This is a genomic window from Mycolicibacterium sphagni (genome assembly GCF_002250655.1).
In the GTDB taxonomy this organism is placed as follows: domain Bacteria; phylum Actinomycetota; class Actinomycetes; order Mycobacteriales; family Mycobacteriaceae; genus Mycobacterium; species Mycobacterium sphagni.
In genome coordinates, this window is sequence record NZ_NOZR01000001.1 from 355,167 (window position 1) to 370,503 (window position 15,337).

The window sequence follows — 15,337 nt, forward strand, 5'->3', positions numbered from 1 at the left end:
CAGCTAAGAGAGTGGCGGGCCGGATTGCGTAAGGTGCAGTCGATTGGGGGCGGCCCCGCCGGCTCGCGGTCTGAACCGACAGGACCTCAGTGGGCGCGGAAGTCGACCACCGTGCCCACTTGCTGCGGAGCATTACCGAACCCGTCCATCCACAAACGTCGCGTTAGTTTCCCGTAACTCGGGGAACCCCTGCATAGTGTCTTTGCCCAACCATGACCTGGCGCTGCGGATGGCCGAATTGGCCCGAGCGACCGCGCTGCCCCGCAAGGTCGACGAGGTGCTGGCCGGGGTGACCGAAGCCGTAACAGAAATGATCCCTGGCGTCGACACCTGCGGTGTGCTGTTGATCGGCAAGGGCGGCAAGTTCGAATCGCTTTTCGGTACTTCGGATTTGGTATACAAGCTCGACGCGCTGCAGGAGCAGTGCGGTGAAGGGCCGTGCATCGAGGCTGCCATCGACGAGCTGATCGTGCGCACCGACGACTTCACCACCGAGCAACGCTGGCCCAAGTACAGCCGCGCGGTCGTGAAACTGGGGGTGCGCAGCGGGTTGTCGTTCAAGCTTTACACCAGCGCGACCACGGCCGGTGCGTTGAATCTTTTCGGCCTGCAGCCGCATGCGTTCGACGCGGAGGCCGAACTGACCGGCTCGGTGCTGGCCGCCCACGCGGCAGCGGCGATCATTGCCAGCCGGCATGGCGAGCAGCTCGAATCAGCGGTGACCACCCGCGACACCATTGGCCAGGCCAAAGGGATGATCATGGAACGATTCAACGTCGACGCAGTGCGCGCGTTCGAGATGCTGCGTGAGCTGTCGCAGACCACGAACACCCGACTGGTCGACATCGCCCAACGGGTGATCGAGACCCGAGGGCCGTAACGGGAGTGGCGGGCGTCACCGCACCGGTATCGTGGGCCTAGTTTCCGGCGCTGCGGGGGTACTTCGATGATCGGTGTTGTACTCAAGCGGTGGTGGCGGCATTCCGCTCATTACGAGTGGTTGAGCGGCTACCTCGCCGATCGGGGAATGCGTGGGGCAACGCGAGCCCTGATGGCCTTCATCGCCGCCTCGATGGTGGCATGCCTGCTGGGCTTGCTGCGGTCTGCCGACGGGCCGATCGGAACGGCTCCCATCACGATGACCTGGCTGGCTATCGCGGGCGGGATTGCGGGGGCTGCGCTGTGGGTCCTGAAGTGGCCGACGCGTCGTGAATCATTCGCTTTCGCCGTGATCACCAACGCGTCGATCGCCCTGGCTTGCCTGGCTTATCCAAGTCCACTGCCGGCGGTGACCGGGTGTATCGCCTTCGCCACGATCGGGGCGTACATCGCGTTCTTCCACACCACGGGATTGGTGCTGTACAACTTCGTCGTCGCGTCCGCTGTGGTCACGCTCGGTGCGTCCAGGCTGGCGGCGTCCGGGCATCCGGTACTGGCCGTAGTGGACTGGTGGCTCATCATCCAGATCAATATCGCGCTGCCGTTGGCGATCCAGATCCTGGTGCGGGCTCTTGGCGTGGATCTGCTTCGCGCTGAACGTGACCCGTTGACGGGGTTGCTCGATCGGCGAACATTCCACCGTCACACGTCGAGTCTGATCGGCTCGGGCCTCGCCGTCGACGCCCATCTGGTCGTGGCGCTCATCGATCTGGATGCCTTCAAGTCCATCAATGACCGTTATGGGCACGCGGCAGGCGACGAAGCCCTGGTGCATGTGGCGCAGGCCATCGCGGGGGCCGCCGGGGATGGGGCGGTGGTCGCGCGCAGCGGCGGCGAGGAATTCCTGGTGGCCACGACGGCACCGACGCCGGACTGCCACGAACTGGCGCAACGGTTATGCACCGCCATAGCCGAGTCGCCGGCAGGTGTAACCGCCAGTGTCGGCACTACCGCCGTCCGGCTGGGCGACGCCGATTGCCATGACAAACCGCTGGTCGACCGGCTCGTGGCCACCGCCGACTGGGCGATGTATCGCGCTAAACGCGCGGGGGGCAACGGCTTCCGCCACCAGGACACCGATCCCATCGGCCGCCGGCCGCCCGACGCCAATGGCGGCGTGAGCCAGTCGATCGCCTAGCGCTTCGCGTTGTCGATGAAGCGCTGAATACCGGCGTGGTCTTTGTAACCGTCGGAACCTTTGGCGTCGGAGTTCACGTCGAATCCGTACGGGCCGAGGTATCGCGTTGCGGTGTCGGGTGATTGGTCGTTTATCACGTGAATTGCCTTGTAGGTCTTCATATGTGGCAGGCGTTGCTTGATCAGCGCGGCCTGCGCGGGCGAGGTGTCACCGTGACGTGGAGGTCGCTGCGTCAAGGCGAAGCAGGGCGGGGGCGTCTGTCGTTGGGGCGTCACCCCACTAGCGAGATCACCGACACCGTCCCCACGAGGCTGTCATTGCCGAGCCCGTTGGTGACGTAGGCGGTGCCGTTGGGGGCAACGGCCACCCCAAGCGGGTTAGTGCCGACCGTGATGGGGTTACCGATGACTTCGTTGGTGGCGGTGTCGATCACCACCACCGTGGTGCCGTTGTAGTCAGCGTTGCCCGGGTCGCCGTTGTAGGTTTCGGTGACGTAGGCCAGGCTGCCGTCGGGGCTGAACGCCACCCCTTCTGGTTGACCGCCGACGTTGATGGTCTTCGTGACCTGATTGGTGGCGGTGTTGATGACCGACACCGTGCCGTTGAATGTGGTGCCAGAAGTGGTGTTGCCGTCTTCGTTGACGACGTAGGCGAGGCTGCCGGTGGGGCTGACCGCCACCCCGTCCGGCCCAACGCCGACTTGCACGTTGGCGACGACAGAGTTGGTGGCGGTATTGACCACCTCCACCTCGCCCGGCGAGTTGCCGCCTCCAGTAGGGGGTTCGGTGACGGTGATGTAGAGCTGCTGGCCGTTGGGGCTGACCGCCACCCCCACCGGCCCGTAGTTGCCGTTGAGACCGGGGAAGCTCGCGACGGGGCCGCCGACGGCGTTGGTGGTGGTATTGATCGAGGTCACCGATTCGCCGCCCTGGTTGGCAACGTAGGCCTGGCCGGTGCTACTGGTCGTCACCCCGAGGGGGCTGTCCGCCGTCGGCCCGGTGGGATTGCCGTTGCCGACCGGGACGTTGGTCACGGCGTTGGTGGCGGTGTCGATTATCGACACCGTGCCGTTGTAAACGTCGGTGACGTAGACATCGTTGCCGGTGGTGCTGACCGCCACCCCATACGGATCGGGGTTACTGAGGGGGTTGCCGTTGCTGGCCGTGATGGGGATGTTAGTGACGACGGTGTTATACGTTGTTGTGTCGGCCGGATTGGTGTCGATCACCGACACTTGGGCGCCGCTGCCGCCGGTGTTGGTGACGTAGGCGTCGCTGCCGTCAGGGCTGACCGCCACCCCGATCGGGAACGTGCCGACGTTGATGGTGTTGGTGACTTTAAGTTGCGCGGCGGTGATGGGGACGGTGATCGTGTCGCTGCTTGGGGGTGCGCCCGTCTTGGTGGCGGTTTCGGTGAAGCTGTCGTTCTTGGTGCCGGTCAGCTGGGCGGCCTCGGTGGGGATGTAAGTGAAGGTGCCGGTGGTGGGGTCGACGATGACCGAGCCGTTGGTGGGGGCGGCGGTGATGCTGTAGGTGTTTGTCCCGTTGGCGAAGCTCACGGTGCCGGTCACCGCCCCAGTGGCGGACACGGTGCAGGTTGCGCCCGTGCAGGTGCCGGTGCCCTTTGCCGTGCCAGAAATGGCGGTGCTGATCTGGCCGGCCACCTTCTGGTCGCGCGTGTTGACGCTGTTGATGAAACCGGCGACCTCGTCGAAGAAGCTGCTGAAGACCTCGGGAACTTTGCCGAGAACGGACACATAAGTGCCGATTTTGTCGGCGATCCCGCCGAGGGTCCCGGTGGTTTGGGCGAAGGGGCCTGCATAGCCGTCGAGGCCGGTGACGAGGACCTTAAGCCCGGTGACGACGAGGGGGGAGGCGAGGACAGGGCGGGCGGCGATGAGGGCGAGTTCGGCCACCTCGGTGGCGGCAAGGGCGCCCTCGACGAAGGGGGCGGCGGCGACGACGGCGAGGACGCCGACGACAACGAGGCCGGTTACGGCGACACCGGCCAACAGCGGGTCGACGGGCGCGGCGGCGGGCGCGGCCGTGAGGGCGTCCGTGGTGAGGGCGGCGGCGCGAGTGGTGTCGATGCTCAGCAACGGGAACCCCCGCGTCAGCAGACTCGGCGCAGTGCTCGCAGGTGCTGGGGTTGTGGTCGTGGGCCGTGCAGCTGCCGCGGTGATTGTCCCTGCCTCGACCTTGCCGGTCGTGGCGGATGGGAACGGTGCCATAGCCTGGGCCGCGCTAGCCCTGGCGCCTGCACCGAGGGCTGTATGTGGCGCTGTCGCGGCGGCTTTCGATTCGGGGGTGCTCGCTGACACGGTGGTGGCGGTGGCTGCCGGGGTGGCCCGCAACCCTGGCTGGCTCGCCGCGCCTCCGCTGGTCGAGGAGGGGGATGCTGTCCTGAGCGACGGACTGCTGGACGCCGGCGATGCTGGGCTACTCGCGTGGGCCGATGATGACGAATCACCCCGCCCGGTGGTGTCGGCGTAGGCGATCCCGGCAGTGCTGACCAGCGCTGCGCCCACCCCGAAGGTGATCGCACCAGCCCCCAGCCAGGCGTAGGGCTCGCGGTGACGTTGCGGAGCGCGGTGGCGGCCCTTCGTGTTCCTCGACGATGTCTTCGCCTGCTGCCCACCGGCCATGTCGGCCTCCCGCACCCGTAGTTCGGTACAAGCCGACACCTGGAATGGCCCAGAAAATAGACGTGCACGAAAATTGGCAGGATATTGACAGATAAGTCAAATTATGCAGGCTGTGGATTCCAACAAAGGTCACTTGCCCTTTGCTGGATCCGCTGAGCGGCGAACACGTTCTCAGTCCAGTGTGAACCGGGGGCTTCCAGCGGGGCGGCCGTGGTGCCCGGTAACTCGCGGAGGTCGGCCAGCATCTGCGACGCCGTGATGGACGGCGTGAGTAAATCGGAGTCATCTGCATCTTGCGGGTGGCCGATCTTCTCGTCGCTACGGCCTCGACTTCCGCGAGATCACACCGAGGATGTCCGTCTGAGGGTGGTCATATCCTCCAGACTGCGTGGCTGAACCGGGACAACCGAGAGACACGGGTGCAAACCGTTGAGCGACAGGAGGATTGGGCGACGCGATCGTAGCGGGGGTTACTCAGTCGTGCTTCCGAGGTCATACAGAAAATATGGTGCCCCCGGCAGGATTCGAACCTGCGACACCGGCAAGTATCATGGCGTACGCGAACGTCCGCAGCAGTTCGTTAATGTACTGCCACGCAACATATTAGGATGACTCCCATACGTGTGAGTCCGTCCCGATTCCGGCAGATTCGGCCGCGTTTGTATCGGGAAAGTGGAGACTTCCGCCGATGAGCTAAGGACCGTGCGGTGCTCGCTGCAGGTGGCAATGGACTTCCGTCATGGAAGCTGCTGCGACCGCTTAGCCATTACGAGGTCGTACTGTGCCTTGACCCAGCGCACACCTCCTTTGGCGGTGTGCACCTCGTAATCGGCCGGGTCGATGCCCACGGCCGAGGACAAGTCAGCCGCATTCCAGGGCGGGTCGGATAGTTCACCCCGAGCGGCCAGGAAGCCCTTCACGATCGAGCCAATGCCCTCGACGCAAAACCACTCGGGTTCGATGGAATGCCGTCGCAACAGCGCCGCCACGTGATCCACGTGGAAGGCGGGTTCACGTGCAACGACAAACGCCCTTCGGGTGATCTTGCTGATGGTGTAAGCCGCCATCTGTTCGGTCTGCGCCTCGGACGGGTCATAGCGCGCGCGGTAATCGGATGCGAAGGGCTCGGGGAGCGACTCCAGCCAGTTATCCGAATCGTGTTCTATAGCGAACCTGATCTCGTCCCCCCGCGCCGACCTCGACAGGTTGGGCGTCGAGATCGCTGCAAATTCCCAGGTGGGCGCATTTCGACCTAGGCCAAGCGTTTTGATATCGACGAAGCAGTATCCGGTCACTCGGCCACTTCAGCATCATCGTGGGCTGGTCAGCAGAGCAATCCGTGAACCCGCCCCCAAATGGACGATCCCGCCTATTACGAGCTGGACATCACCGGGCTGATCGACGGCGATTGGCTCAGATCAGCGGCGGCAATGGCGACCGACGATCTGGCCAGATGGCGGGCAGAGATGCACAGGTGACGATCTCCACCCGTGCCCTGAGTGAGAGATGATCGACGCCATGTCAGCCGCGAGACCGCATACCAACGATTCGGCAAGGTTGGGTAGCGGGAACCTCAAGCTGCCGCCTGCGAGTTCCACACGAGGGCGTTCAAGTACTACGTCACGTACTTCTTCCTGGACTTCTTCCTGCGCCAGCGCACGCTGGCGCTGCGCAACCTGTGCATAACTTTCCGCGCGATATCCCCCAACTTGTCGGCGCATTTGTGCATGATGTGGGGGCGGTTGTGTTGTAGTCCCGGGTGGTGCCGGACACAGACCATCGGTAGGGGCCCCCGCTTCGGCGGGGGCCCCTCTTTGTCTTTCTGGTCAATTTCTCACGCGAAACGGTGTTGTGTTGCGGCGTGTCGTCGGACCGCGGCGGTAGCGTTCTCCTCACACCACCCGGAAATGGACTGCGACCAGAGGGAGACCACGATGATGCCCACATCGTCTGCCACCGCGACGCCGATGGAACTGCGTGTCCGGGATGCTATCGGCTAAGTCATTCCGCGGGTCGAGAGCCCTCCCCGCCCCTCAGTCACCTCGGCGAAGCCCGAAGGTTCCCCGGTACCCACCATGGCCATCGGCCGGCACGTGGATTCGCGGCCCACCAACATCCTTCTTGACCTTCAGCAGCAAGACGAAGATCAATCCCAAGGAAAGTTGGATCAAGATGGCCAAGAAGCGCCACAAGGGGCCTTTGGGGCCCAACGGGTCCTGGAAACAGGGCCAGCGTGTTCCGGTCGGCGGGCAGTGGATCGACCAATTCGGTCGCATCCTCGACCTGACGGCACACTTCACCTTTCCACCGATTCCGGTAAAAGGTGAGTGCACCTTCTGGAAGCTCTACGAAGAAGCCGCGTAAGCGGATGCGGAGCAAACCAGTTATGTAGGTCGGACGCCCTCTCGGGGATCAGGCCGGTGCGCCAACACCGGTCCCCCGGGAGGGTTTCCCATTTTTTGGGCGGATACACCGCCGCAACACGATTTCTACCACTGTTTGCCGAAGATGTGCCAGTTCTGGGGTAACTGCCTAGTCTCGATTCGCTGAGAGAATATTCACAGGTCACTGGCCCTTCAGTATGTGGGTCTGAAGGCGCTCAACGTTTCGAAGTCTGTCGGCGTCCCTCGTTCCGGTGGCGTGCCATCGACATGTCAGGGGTGGCGCGGGCCGCCATGTCGACGGCGGACGGCACCATGCCGAACGGCAAACACCAGATGCTGACTGTGAATCCGCGCGGGGGCGCGCCGGGCATCGCCATGCCGGGCTGCTGGATCATCCCGAACTTCCCATCGGTGACTACCGTCTTCGCGCTCGTTTCCCAACTGGCGCTCGTAGACCGACGGCCAGATACTTTTGATCGCCGTGTGGTTTGGTCGCCCAGTCACGCGCCGTGTACGCAGGTTCCCCCGATCGACACGGGCACGTCGTAGGCGGACGACAGCAGCGACTGTAGCTCCTGCGATTTCGCAGGGCCGTGCTCGCGGTCCTTGAACACGTACAGGCCGTTGATGGTCGCTTCTGCAGCTCGAAACTCGGGGTATAGCGGGCCGCCTGGGGCGCTGTCGGTGTGCGGCACGGCATGAGACAAGGTCACGCGGCCGATGACTAGGAATGGGGGTGTCGCGCTCTTTGGGATGGCGTTGAATCGGATCGCTCTCACTTGCCAGCGGATGTCGACGACGTTGGGCACTGCGTAGACGCCACAGAGGCAGTCGCTGGCGGGCGGGTCGTGCGCTGGATGGACCGGACACCGTGCTCGGAAGTGCTTTTGTGGCCACGCCGTTCGACCGTCGTATGGGGACCAAAGCACGGCGTCGCGGGTGTTCACGGCGGCGGGGTCGACGCGCCAGAATCGCCATCCGTGGACCGTGCCGTTGGGCATGGCCGGTGGCTGGTGAAGAGTCACGCAGGTGACCGATTGGGGATGGGGCGAACAGTCGTCCAAGGTCGTGCCACCAGCGGATCACTGGGCGCCAAAATCGGCTCGGTGTAGACCTCAGCGGCGATCTCGTCGATGAAGTCGAGCGCCAAGTCGTAAACCGTCTCAGCGCCAGCCGGGAACGTGTCGTCCCGGTCGGTCAGCGGTGGATACCTCGGGTAGCGGACATGCCCGAAGTCGCCGATGGCCAGTGCGCCGGGAGTGCCGGGTGCGCCGAAGATACCGGCAAGCAGGTCGGGGGCGAGTGACGCGATGGCCGACAGCGGATCGACCAGGCCGGTAAGGATCCCCACCGCGGCCCGCCACCCGGCACCGAGTGGCGATGTGCCCGTTGAAGTGATGATGTCGTCGACGTTTGCGTACTCCCGCCACAGCCCGAACTCACAGTCAGTGAGCCGAGTCGGGAAAGAACCGCTGCCGCCGGTGTCGGATCCCGGAACGTCCCAGCAGCCAGACCACGGCGCATCCGGTGCTGTGAAGTCCCGCTGCCGCATCGGATTACCGAACAACACCGCGCCCTTGAAATCAGGCAGGCGGGCAGTCAGCGGCCCCGTGCGGAGGTCGTTGTAGATCATCGACATCAGCGCCGCACCCTGGCTGTAGCCGCCGAGCACAATCGGCGTACCCAACGGAACAGACTGGATGTGTGCGCGGGCGATGTTGCGGCCATCGGCCAGGCTTGAATTCATCGGGAACGTCGCGGCGGCGTAGTTGATTTTCCTTGCGTCCCAAACCTGTTCGTCGAGCATCCGCCAGAACGGATCGTCGGTCACCTGGCCGTTGAAGTAGAACTTTCGGCCAGCACGCTCGATGGTCGCCGCTGACGTGCCGATCGGGCTAATCGGCATCCCCATCACGTTGGTGAAGAACGCGGTACCGGTGGCGTACAGAAACAGCGGCTTGGGCATCGTGACTAACTCCGTTCTGGTGAGGTGCAGCAGGCCGCCGTGACTGTGCTCCTGTGATCGCCGCCAAAATGTGCATCCATGGATTGGTCCTTTTTCCTTTGCCTTTGGGGAGACTTGGCATTTGGGACGGGGCAGGGTGCGCGCTCGACAGCGCCCTACAACGCCGGAGGCGCACGCCTGCCCGCCCGCCGTGGCGTGGGCTGCCCAGGAGAGGTGGCCCACACCAACGACGGTCTAGTTGCCGGCGTCGATGAGCTTCTCGAGTTCGGCGTTCTGGGCAGCGCGTCGGACGCTGATCACGCCGGCCGCCTTCATCTGTTCGGGATCGAAGTCGTGTTCGTTGATCGCCGCGACGGCGCTTTGGTGGAGCTCGGCGATCGCAGGCGGTTGTGGGACATCGAGACTCTCGTAGTCGTCGAGAGCCAGGGCCGCCGCGCGTGCGGTAGCGGCCGCATTCTCAGTCTGCTCGTGCGCGAAGCTCTGGAGCAGATTGAAGCAACGGTCACGCTCGGCCCGGGCGCGATCGTTGATCACCTGGTCCAGGTACCTCGACCAGGTCAGGTCGGCGTACTGCTGGCCTGTCCGGAGGCTTCGCTCTCGGGGCGCACCGATAGGCGAGTCGGGAAGTGGATCAGTTCTATCCAAATTTCTGGCGTACAGCGCGTTCGCGCCACACCGGGCATCAGCCAACTTGAATTCGCCGAACGCCGCCGCGAGCTTGGCGACGTCGAACCTTGTGGCGATCGCTAGATTTTCAAGGTGCTCTTGTGCTCGGGAGCGCGCTCGGTTGCAGTCGATCGCCCAGGAGTTGGCCGCCTGCCGGACGATGCCGAGGCGTACCTGTCGTGATGCTGCTCCCTCCGCTTCACGGATCGCGGCCTTCTTGTCCCGCAGCCGGTCAACTTCGGCTTCGGCTTGGGCCAACGCGTCGGAGATCATCTCGACCGTGGTGGTGAGCTCCGGCCCCTGGTCGTCCGCGGCCGACTCCGGTTCGGGGTCGTATTCGTCGTGTCCAATCGCAAGTTGGTCGGTGGTCTCGGTTATGGCGTTAGGTGCGTGCGTCATTGCTCTGTCGGGTTCCTTTTGAGGGTGTTTTGTAGGTGGTGGGTTGGGCGCTCGTTCGGGGCGATCAGCTCGGCAATTTGAGGAGTCGTTCGGCCTTCTGAGTCAGGGTTTCTTCGCCGAGCGCGGCGGCGACGCCGTTGGCGGATGCTCCCTGTCCGCGATTAGCAGTGAAGCCGGAAGCCGTCTCGGGTCCGGTTGAGTGCGGTGTGAGAGCGGCCTCGATGTGGGCCGCGTGGGCGTCTCGCTTCTCCTGGGTGTGGGCCTCGTATTGCGCGGCGGTGACGTCCGGGCTGTAGCCAAAGGCCATGCCGCCGTTCCCATCAGAGGTCTGGCCGTGGGCCAAGTAGGCAGCCTTCTGATGACCGCTGGCTTGCTGTGCAAGCGCTTGCGCGCGGGCTTGTTCCGCTGCCTGAGTGTCGTAGAGGGTCATTGGTCGGGTATTCCCTTTCAGTAGGCGGCCGGGGCCGCGTTGGTGAACTTGACCGGCTGTGACGCCGGGAGGTTTTTGATGCGCCGAAGTTGCCGGTTCAGAGGAGTTTGCGCGGCCGAATAATGTTGTTTTACAGTGCTTTTCGACCCCCTTGATCGAACATCTCAGTGGCTGAAAGTGGCTGAGTGGATCGCTTCGGTGGTTGCCCGCAGTGATCACCTTCGGTAGATCGCTGTGGTGCCCGATCAAAAAACTGGCCAATAGCCGCTCGCTGCCGCAAAGGTGCCAAACCATTCGGGAGTCTGCCCGGTCGCTGGGGGTTACCCGTACCCCGGCCGTGCCGGCTGCGCTCGCTGCTATTTGGACTCGTCACAGCAGTCGCCCTTCTGCTGCGAGTGCCTCGACACGGAAGTTGGAATGCTCCGGGCAGTCGACCCACGACGTGTCGTCGTCGGCCCAGAGTCGTCCGTAGGGATCACAGTCGTTGCAGCTGTCGATCGCTGCACGGATCGCGTGACGGCGGTCCCTGTCGGCCTTCTGGGCGGCTTTGAGGGCCGTTCGGCAGCCGTCGCAGGACCGAGGGCTCTTGACGTTGGCGTGAGTGGAGCAGCGTGGTCCGAATGGTCCATGAAGCGAATGCATCTCGTCACTTCCAAGCTCAGGCATTGGAGGCCACCCCCCGCGGCACGCCGTGGTCGCAGCGCTTGAGTCGCTCGGTCCCGTCGTCGTCGAGTACTTCGACCATCCCGGAGTTCTCCGCGCAGTGCATGGGGCAGTTCTCGATCAGCTGGCGGTTGCGCCGGCGTTCGAAGTCGTGGGCCTTCGCCGCGATGACATCGGATTGGGCTGCATGCTCGTCCCATGCCTCAAGATGTTCGCGGGCCCTTGCACAGCCGCCACATTCTTCGCTGGTGCCGATCGGGTGAAGGTTGCAGAACCGCGGCGGGCGTTCTCCCTCTGTCTTCAAGTTCTCTATAAGTAGTGCAGATGCCCTGTGGGGCACGGTCCCTTGCCCTGTGGGGCACGGTCCCTTGCCCTGTGGGGCATCTGGCGTGCCCCACAGGGCTTCTGGCTGGTCAGCGGCTGCCCCGTGGGGCTTCTGGCTGGTCAGCTGTTCGTCGATTGCCGGGACTCTGTAGGCGAGAGACTGATCGCTGAGTGGTGGGAGGTGCTTTGCTGAGACTGCGTCGCCGAGAGCCTCCAGTGCGGTCCTGACGACCTTGACGGTGAGTCCAACTTCGTCGGCAATGTCGCGTCGGGAAACGCGCCACCACCTTGCACCGTCGTGGTGAATCCGGCCGGGGCCGTCCGTGTTACACCGCCAGCGGATGTGCGCAAGCACGATGGCAGCACTTGGACCGTGCTGCGCAACATCGGCGGGTAGCACGCGAATGAACGCCCCTGTTGTCTTCACGATGGCTGGTTGCGCTCCAGAGCTTCCAGGTCATCGGCCGCACTGCTGAGGGCTCGCACCAGTTCACGCACGTCTGGCGGGGACAGCTCCTCGTCGTCGATATCGCCGCGCTGGGCCTGGATTCTGATCCACCGAGTGAAGGATGCGCTTTCATCCTGGATGCCGACGATCGAGACACGAGCCTTCGCGGTGTCGAAAGTCCTCCATTGAAGCCAGCGGATGGCATCGCCGTCGTCGGCGCGAATTGAGCTCCACTTATCCGCGGTGGCGCCGGGCGGGATCTCGATATGCGAGAGGCGGGAGTCAAGTTTGGCTTGCTCGGCGCTCTCCTTGACAAAGTCGCGCGCGACCTCGATCAGGTCGGCGGGCGGAGTAGATCGCTGCTCCCCGCCCTCCAGGATCTTGATCTGATTCGGTGTGAGCTGATCGATGAGATCGCGCCAACTCGTCGAGTGCTGGGCGACGTCGGTGTTCTGTGTGATCATGGTCGTGCCTTTCGGTTTTCATGGATTGATTGGTCGCTACGGCTCCCGCCCGGTGCTCGAACACCAGGATCAACGGGGGCCGTAAGCAGCTCTGAGTGCCGCCTGCAGTGGTGCCCTGACTCCTTCACGCGGTGTCGGCACGGTTGGCCGTCGCTCCGGGGTTGACCGCACCGCAGGGAGCCCCAGATGCGCTCCCGAACCCAGCCAGGCAGTCGTCCCGTCCGCTCGTGATGTTGCGCCCCATTACCGTATGTGGGCTGATCCCTTGCGATTTCGCGTCGGCTAACCAACCACAAAACCTCGTCTCCGTTCGACGTCACACACACCGCCGCCATGTAGTCGGGAGCGCCGGCATCACCCAGACAGGCCGTTCGCGTGAAGTCGACGAGGGGTCCTGCGCCGCGCTCGCTCATTGCGGGCGCTCCAGGGACTCCACTTGACCGGCCGCATCGATCAGTGCTGTGGCGAGCCTGCGGGCTTGGGGTGCCAACAACTCTTCGGTTTCTAGCCAGACGAGAATCCTCCGCTGAACTGCGCCGTTGCTGAATTGAGTTCCGGTTAGGTCCAAGCTGATTCCGGATTCGACATCTCGTGTCGAGGTGACGAACTGGCGGCCGTAAAGATGACCTTCGTCGTCGAAGTCCTCCCACTCACCGACCGCGCCCACCGCGTCTGCCGGCGCAGCGATGTGAGCGCACACCTTCTGAGCGTGGTTGCGTTTGGCGGCCGTACGCGCGCAATTGAGCAGCTGATACTCCGGCCACGCGTCGGGTCCGGTCACGCGTTCAAATTGCTCAATTTCGGCGATCTGTTCCGCCGTGAGCTGGTCGGAAAGTCTGCGCCAACCTGACGCACGGGGGGCCGCACGCATTTCGGTCATGCCGCACCTTCGAGCCCGGTGATGTAGTCGTTGATCTGCTTGTCAGTGCTGAATCGGCGCCGGCCAATCTTCACCGATGCCAGCACGCCCGCTGCCCACAGCTGGAATACCGTCGTGCGGCTGACCCCGCCGAGCTTGTGGCCCGTGGCCTGCCAATCGTTCATTACTTTCTCCTGTCACGATATGCGACACCTGTTGACGCATAACGTGACACTAGCACGTATGTCGGCGGACGCAACAGAACACGTGCGACAATGTCGCAATGAGTGACAGCGAACCTGTCGTCGACTGGCTCGGGCGAGGTCTAGGGCAATCGATCAAGCGGGCAACTAAGGCTGCCGGGAGCAGCTACGTGAAGGTCTCCGAGCGGACGCGGGAACTCGGCGTACCTATCCACCGAACAGCGCTCGGAAAGATCGAGAAGGGCGAACGCGACGTCACGGTCCGGGAGCTGGTGGCCATTGCGGCCGCGTTAGACACGTCGCCACTAGCCCTCCTGTTCCCGGACGCATTGGCTGACGTCGAGATCTTCCCTGGCGTGACCAAGCAAGGTGTCGAGATCCTTGGCGAATGGGCGGACGACCATAAGACCCGCACTGCCCTCGAACTTTTCGACAACGAAGAGGCTCTAAGACTCCAGATGCTATGGCTACGCAAGAATGAGCTCTACGGATTCGACGACAAAGCAGAGAAAGCTCGCCATATGGTCGAGTTGCTCGAAGCTGAACATCAGCGATTACTGGATGCCTACAAGAATGCCACCGAAGATCGGTCTCCCGATGCCTAGGCAGCGGATGGCACCGGGTGAGCATGGGCGTATCGCGGAAAGGTCAAGTGGTGGAAAGTTTTTCGCTTCGACCTATGTGCGTGACGCGGATGGGAAGCGGCGGCGGGTCGAGCGATCGAGCGACAAATCAGCCGAGGATGCCCGCCGCCTGTTACAGCGCCACCTCGGCACGCGACGGGCACCGTTGGACGCACAAGTGGTCAACGACAAAACGACCTTGTCCGAGCTATTCGAACAGTGGATCGAGGGCAAAGTGAAGCGCGGCGAGATCAAGCCGCAGACCGAAAATCAGTACCGCCATGTGTGGACTAAGCACGGCGACTGCCAACTCGGCGCGCTACGGATCCGAGAACTGGAAACACCCCGCGCGCATTCACACATCCAGTCAGTCGCGGCGACCACACCCGCCCAAGCCGCCTATTTGCGTCTGGTTCTACGCGAAATGTATGCGCTCGCAGTCAGATTCGGTGTGATGCAAATCAACCCGATCGTCGGCACAGCGACAGCGAAACGGAACCGCAAGCCCGTCCGTGCGGTTTCAGCAGACGAGTTCGCGACCGTGAGAGCTGCCGTCGCTGACTACACCCGCTCCCGTGACGGCAAGGGTGGACCCCGGCCAGGTCGACTGCTGCCGGCCTTTGTCGAGGTCCTGGCCGCCACGGGTGCGCGGCCAGGGGAAGTGCTGGCGCTGCGTTGGTCCGACGTCGACCTTCTGGCTGATCCGCCGACCGTGACGATCGTCGGCACGCTGCTCGACCACGGGGCCGCGGGCCCGCTGCACCGCCAAGACGAACGCAAGCACGGCTCGCCCGCTCACACTGTTGTGCTCCCACGGTTCGGCGTCGAGGCATTGACCGAGATGGTCGGTCAGTCAGGGATGGACGGCCCGGTGTTCGCTACCCGCGACGGGGGATGGGTGAGCCTCGCGAACCTGCGGCGCTGCCTGCGCGATGCGCTGCCCGAAGAATTGTCGTGGGTGACCCCGCACAGCTTCCGGCGCACCGTGGGCACCGTCATCCGCGATGCGCACGGCTCGGCCGCCGCTCAACAGCAGCTCTCCCACACTGAGCTGGCCACAACCGAGCGGCACTACCTGCAACGGGTGTCTCGTGGTCCCGACGTGCGGGTGGCACTCGACAAGTTCGCTGGTCAGCAAAGTGGAGACCGAAAGTAGCGGGAAAGTATCAGCTGCGGGCGTGTCGCGT

Annotated in this window: 18 protein-coding genes; 7 read left to right on the forward strand and 11 right to left on the reverse strand. The window is 63.8% G+C overall.

Annotation, left to right across the window (positions count from 1 at the left end; translation table 11 throughout):
• Window positions 1-229 precede the first annotated feature (229 nt).
• A complete protein-coding gene (locus CG716_RS01775) occupies window positions 230-880 on the forward strand; it encodes an ANTAR domain-containing protein (RefSeq protein ID WP_094475789.1) in 651 nt (216 codons plus the stop codon).
• A gap of 66 nt (window positions 881-946) precedes the next feature.
• Window positions 947-2,077, forward strand: a complete 1,131-nt coding sequence (locus tag CG716_RS01780; RefSeq protein WP_094475791.1) for a GGDEF domain-containing protein — start codon at window positions 947-949, stop codon at window positions 2,075-2,077.
• On the opposite strand, the gene CG716_RS29820 is transcribed toward CG716_RS01780, so the two are convergent.
• Window positions 2,074-2,313 (reverse strand): beta/alpha barrel domain-containing protein, encoded by a 240-nt coding sequence (locus tag CG716_RS29820; protein WP_133066848.1) that lies wholly within the window; start codon window positions 2,311-2,313, stop codon window positions 2,074-2,076. The two genes, CG716_RS01780 and CG716_RS29820, sit on opposite strands and share 4 nt — an antisense overlap.
• Before the next feature lie 35 nt (window positions 2,314-2,348).
• Window positions 2,349-4,175, reverse strand: coding sequence for a choice-of-anchor I domain-containing protein (locus CG716_RS01785; RefSeq protein WP_133066849.1), 1,827 nt, complete (start codon window positions 4,173-4,175; stop codon window positions 2,349-2,351).
• Between the two features lie 208 nt (window positions 4,176-4,383).
• Between CG716_RS01785 and CG716_RS01790 the strand changes: the two genes are divergently transcribed.
• A complete protein-coding gene (locus CG716_RS01790; protein WP_094475795.1) occupies window positions 4,384-4,569 on the forward strand; it encodes a hypothetical protein in 186 nt (61 codons plus the stop codon).
• Between the two features lie 889 nt (window positions 4,570-5,458).
• Here the strand turns inward: CG716_RS01790 and CG716_RS01795 are convergent.
• Window positions 5,459-6,016, reverse strand: coding sequence for a hypothetical protein (locus CG716_RS01795; RefSeq protein WP_094475797.1), 558 nt, complete (start codon window positions 6,014-6,016; stop codon window positions 5,459-5,461).
• A gap of 60 nt (window positions 6,017-6,076) precedes the next feature.
• Between CG716_RS01795 and CG716_RS31025 the strand changes: the two genes are divergently transcribed.
• Together CG716_RS31025 and CG716_RS01800 are read left to right on the forward strand one after the other, a co-directional pair.
• On the forward strand, window positions 6,077-6,199 hold the full coding sequence (locus CG716_RS31025; protein WP_272938260.1) for a hypothetical protein: 123 nt from the start codon (window positions 6,077-6,079) through the stop codon (window positions 6,197-6,199).
• A 643-nt stretch (window positions 6,200-6,842) separates the two neighbouring features.
• Window positions 6,843-7,085, forward strand: coding sequence for a hypothetical protein (locus CG716_RS01800; protein WP_094475798.1), 243 nt, complete (start codon window positions 6,843-6,845; stop codon window positions 7,083-7,085).
• Window positions 7,086-7,605: 520 nt separating this feature from the next.
• On the opposite strand, the gene CG716_RS29825 is transcribed toward CG716_RS01800, so the two are convergent.
• From CG716_RS29825 to CG716_RS30035, 8 genes are all read right to left on the reverse strand, one after another.
• Window positions 7,606-7,914, reverse strand: coding sequence for a hypothetical protein (locus tag CG716_RS29825; RefSeq protein WP_133066850.1), 309 nt, complete (start codon window positions 7,912-7,914; stop codon window positions 7,606-7,608).
• A gap of 212 nt (window positions 7,915-8,126) precedes the next feature.
• Window positions 8,127-9,071: a cutinase family protein gene (locus CG716_RS01815; protein WP_094475804.1), complete on the reverse strand. Its 945-nt coding sequence runs from the start codon at window positions 9,069-9,071 to the stop codon at window positions 8,127-8,129.
• Between the two features lie 234 nt (window positions 9,072-9,305).
• Complete coding sequence (locus CG716_RS01820) at window positions 9,306-10,136, reverse strand: hypothetical protein (RefSeq protein ID WP_094475806.1); 831 nt, start codon at window positions 10,134-10,136, stop codon at window positions 9,306-9,308.
• A 64-nt stretch (window positions 10,137-10,200) separates the two neighbouring features.
• Window positions 10,201-10,566, reverse strand: a complete 366-nt coding sequence (locus CG716_RS01825; RefSeq protein WP_094475808.1) for a hypothetical protein — start codon at window positions 10,564-10,566, stop codon at window positions 10,201-10,203.
• Between the two features lie 658 nt (window positions 10,567-11,224).
• Window positions 11,225-11,980, reverse strand: coding sequence for a hypothetical protein (locus CG716_RS29830; RefSeq protein WP_133066851.1), 756 nt, complete (start codon window positions 11,978-11,980; stop codon window positions 11,225-11,227).
• The gene (locus CG716_RS01840; RefSeq protein ID WP_094475814.1) at window positions 11,977-12,465 is read right to left on the reverse strand and encodes a hypothetical protein; all 489 of its coding nucleotides are present in this window, start codon (window positions 12,463-12,465) and stop codon (window positions 11,977-11,979) included. Before CG716_RS01840 ends, CG716_RS29830 begins: the two co-directional genes overlap by 4 nt.
• A gap of 409 nt (window positions 12,466-12,874) precedes the next feature.
• On the reverse strand, window positions 12,875-13,246 hold the full coding sequence (locus CG716_RS01845; protein ID WP_133066852.1) for a hypothetical protein: 372 nt from the start codon (window positions 13,244-13,246) through the stop codon (window positions 12,875-12,877).
• A 95-nt stretch (window positions 13,247-13,341) separates the two neighbouring features.
• Window positions 13,342-13,509 carry a hypothetical protein gene (locus CG716_RS30035; protein ID WP_165773992.1) on the reverse strand — a complete coding sequence of 56 codons (168 nt, stop codon included), beginning with the start codon at window positions 13,507-13,509 and terminating at the stop codon, window positions 13,342-13,344.
• A gap of 98 nt (window positions 13,510-13,607) precedes the next feature.
• On the opposite strand from CG716_RS30035, the gene CG716_RS01850 reads away from it, so the two are divergent.
• On the forward strand, window positions 13,608-14,132 hold the full coding sequence (locus CG716_RS01850; protein ID WP_094475818.1) for a helix-turn-helix domain-containing protein: 525 nt from the start codon (window positions 13,608-13,610) through the stop codon (window positions 14,130-14,132).
• Complete coding sequence (locus CG716_RS01855; protein ID WP_094475820.1) at window positions 14,125-15,306, forward strand: tyrosine-type recombinase/integrase; 1,182 nt, start codon at window positions 14,125-14,127, stop codon at window positions 15,304-15,306. The genes CG716_RS01850 and CG716_RS01855 overlap by 8 nt, the downstream gene beginning before the upstream one ends.
• Window positions 15,307-15,337 lie beyond the last annotated feature (31 nt).

Excerpts from the sequence above, each read along its gene's own strand:
- CG716_RS01780 (WP_094475791.1), top strand. The coding sequence starts at position 947 with ATGATCGGTGTTGTACTCAAGCGGTGGTGGCGGCATTCCGCTCATTAC.
- CG716_RS01850 (WP_094475818.1), top strand. The coding sequence starts at position 13,608 with ATGAGTGACAGCGAACCTGTCGTCGACTGGCTCGGGCGAGGTCTAGGG.
- CG716_RS01825 (WP_094475808.1), bottom strand. The coding sequence starts at position 10,566 with ATGACCCTCTACGACACTCAGGCAGCGGAACAAGCCCGCGCGCAAGCG.
- CG716_RS01775 (WP_094475789.1), top strand. The coding sequence starts at position 230 with ATGGCCGAATTGGCCCGAGCGACCGCGCTGCCCCGCAAGGTCGACGAG.
- CG716_RS01815 (WP_094475804.1), bottom strand. The coding sequence starts at position 9,071 with ATGCCCAAGCCGCTGTTTCTGTACGCCACCGGTACCGCGTTCTTCACC.
- CG716_RS30035 (WP_165773992.1), bottom strand. The coding sequence starts at position 13,509 with ATGAACGATTGGCAGGCCACGGGCCACAAGCTCGGCGGGGTCAGCCGC.
- CG716_RS01855 (WP_094475820.1), top strand. The coding sequence starts at position 14,125 with ATGCCTAGGCAGCGGATGGCACCGGGTGAGCATGGGCGTATCGCGGAA.
- CG716_RS31025 (WP_272938260.1), top strand. The coding sequence starts at position 6,077 with ATGGACGATCCCGCCTATTACGAGCTGGACATCACCGGGCTGATCGAC.
- CG716_RS01840 (WP_094475814.1), bottom strand. The coding sequence starts at position 12,465 with ATGATCACACAGAACACCGACGTCGCCCAGCACTCGACGAGTTGGCGC.
- CG716_RS01820 (WP_094475806.1), bottom strand. The coding sequence starts at position 10,136 with ATGACGCACGCACCTAACGCCATAACCGAGACCACCGACCAACTTGCG.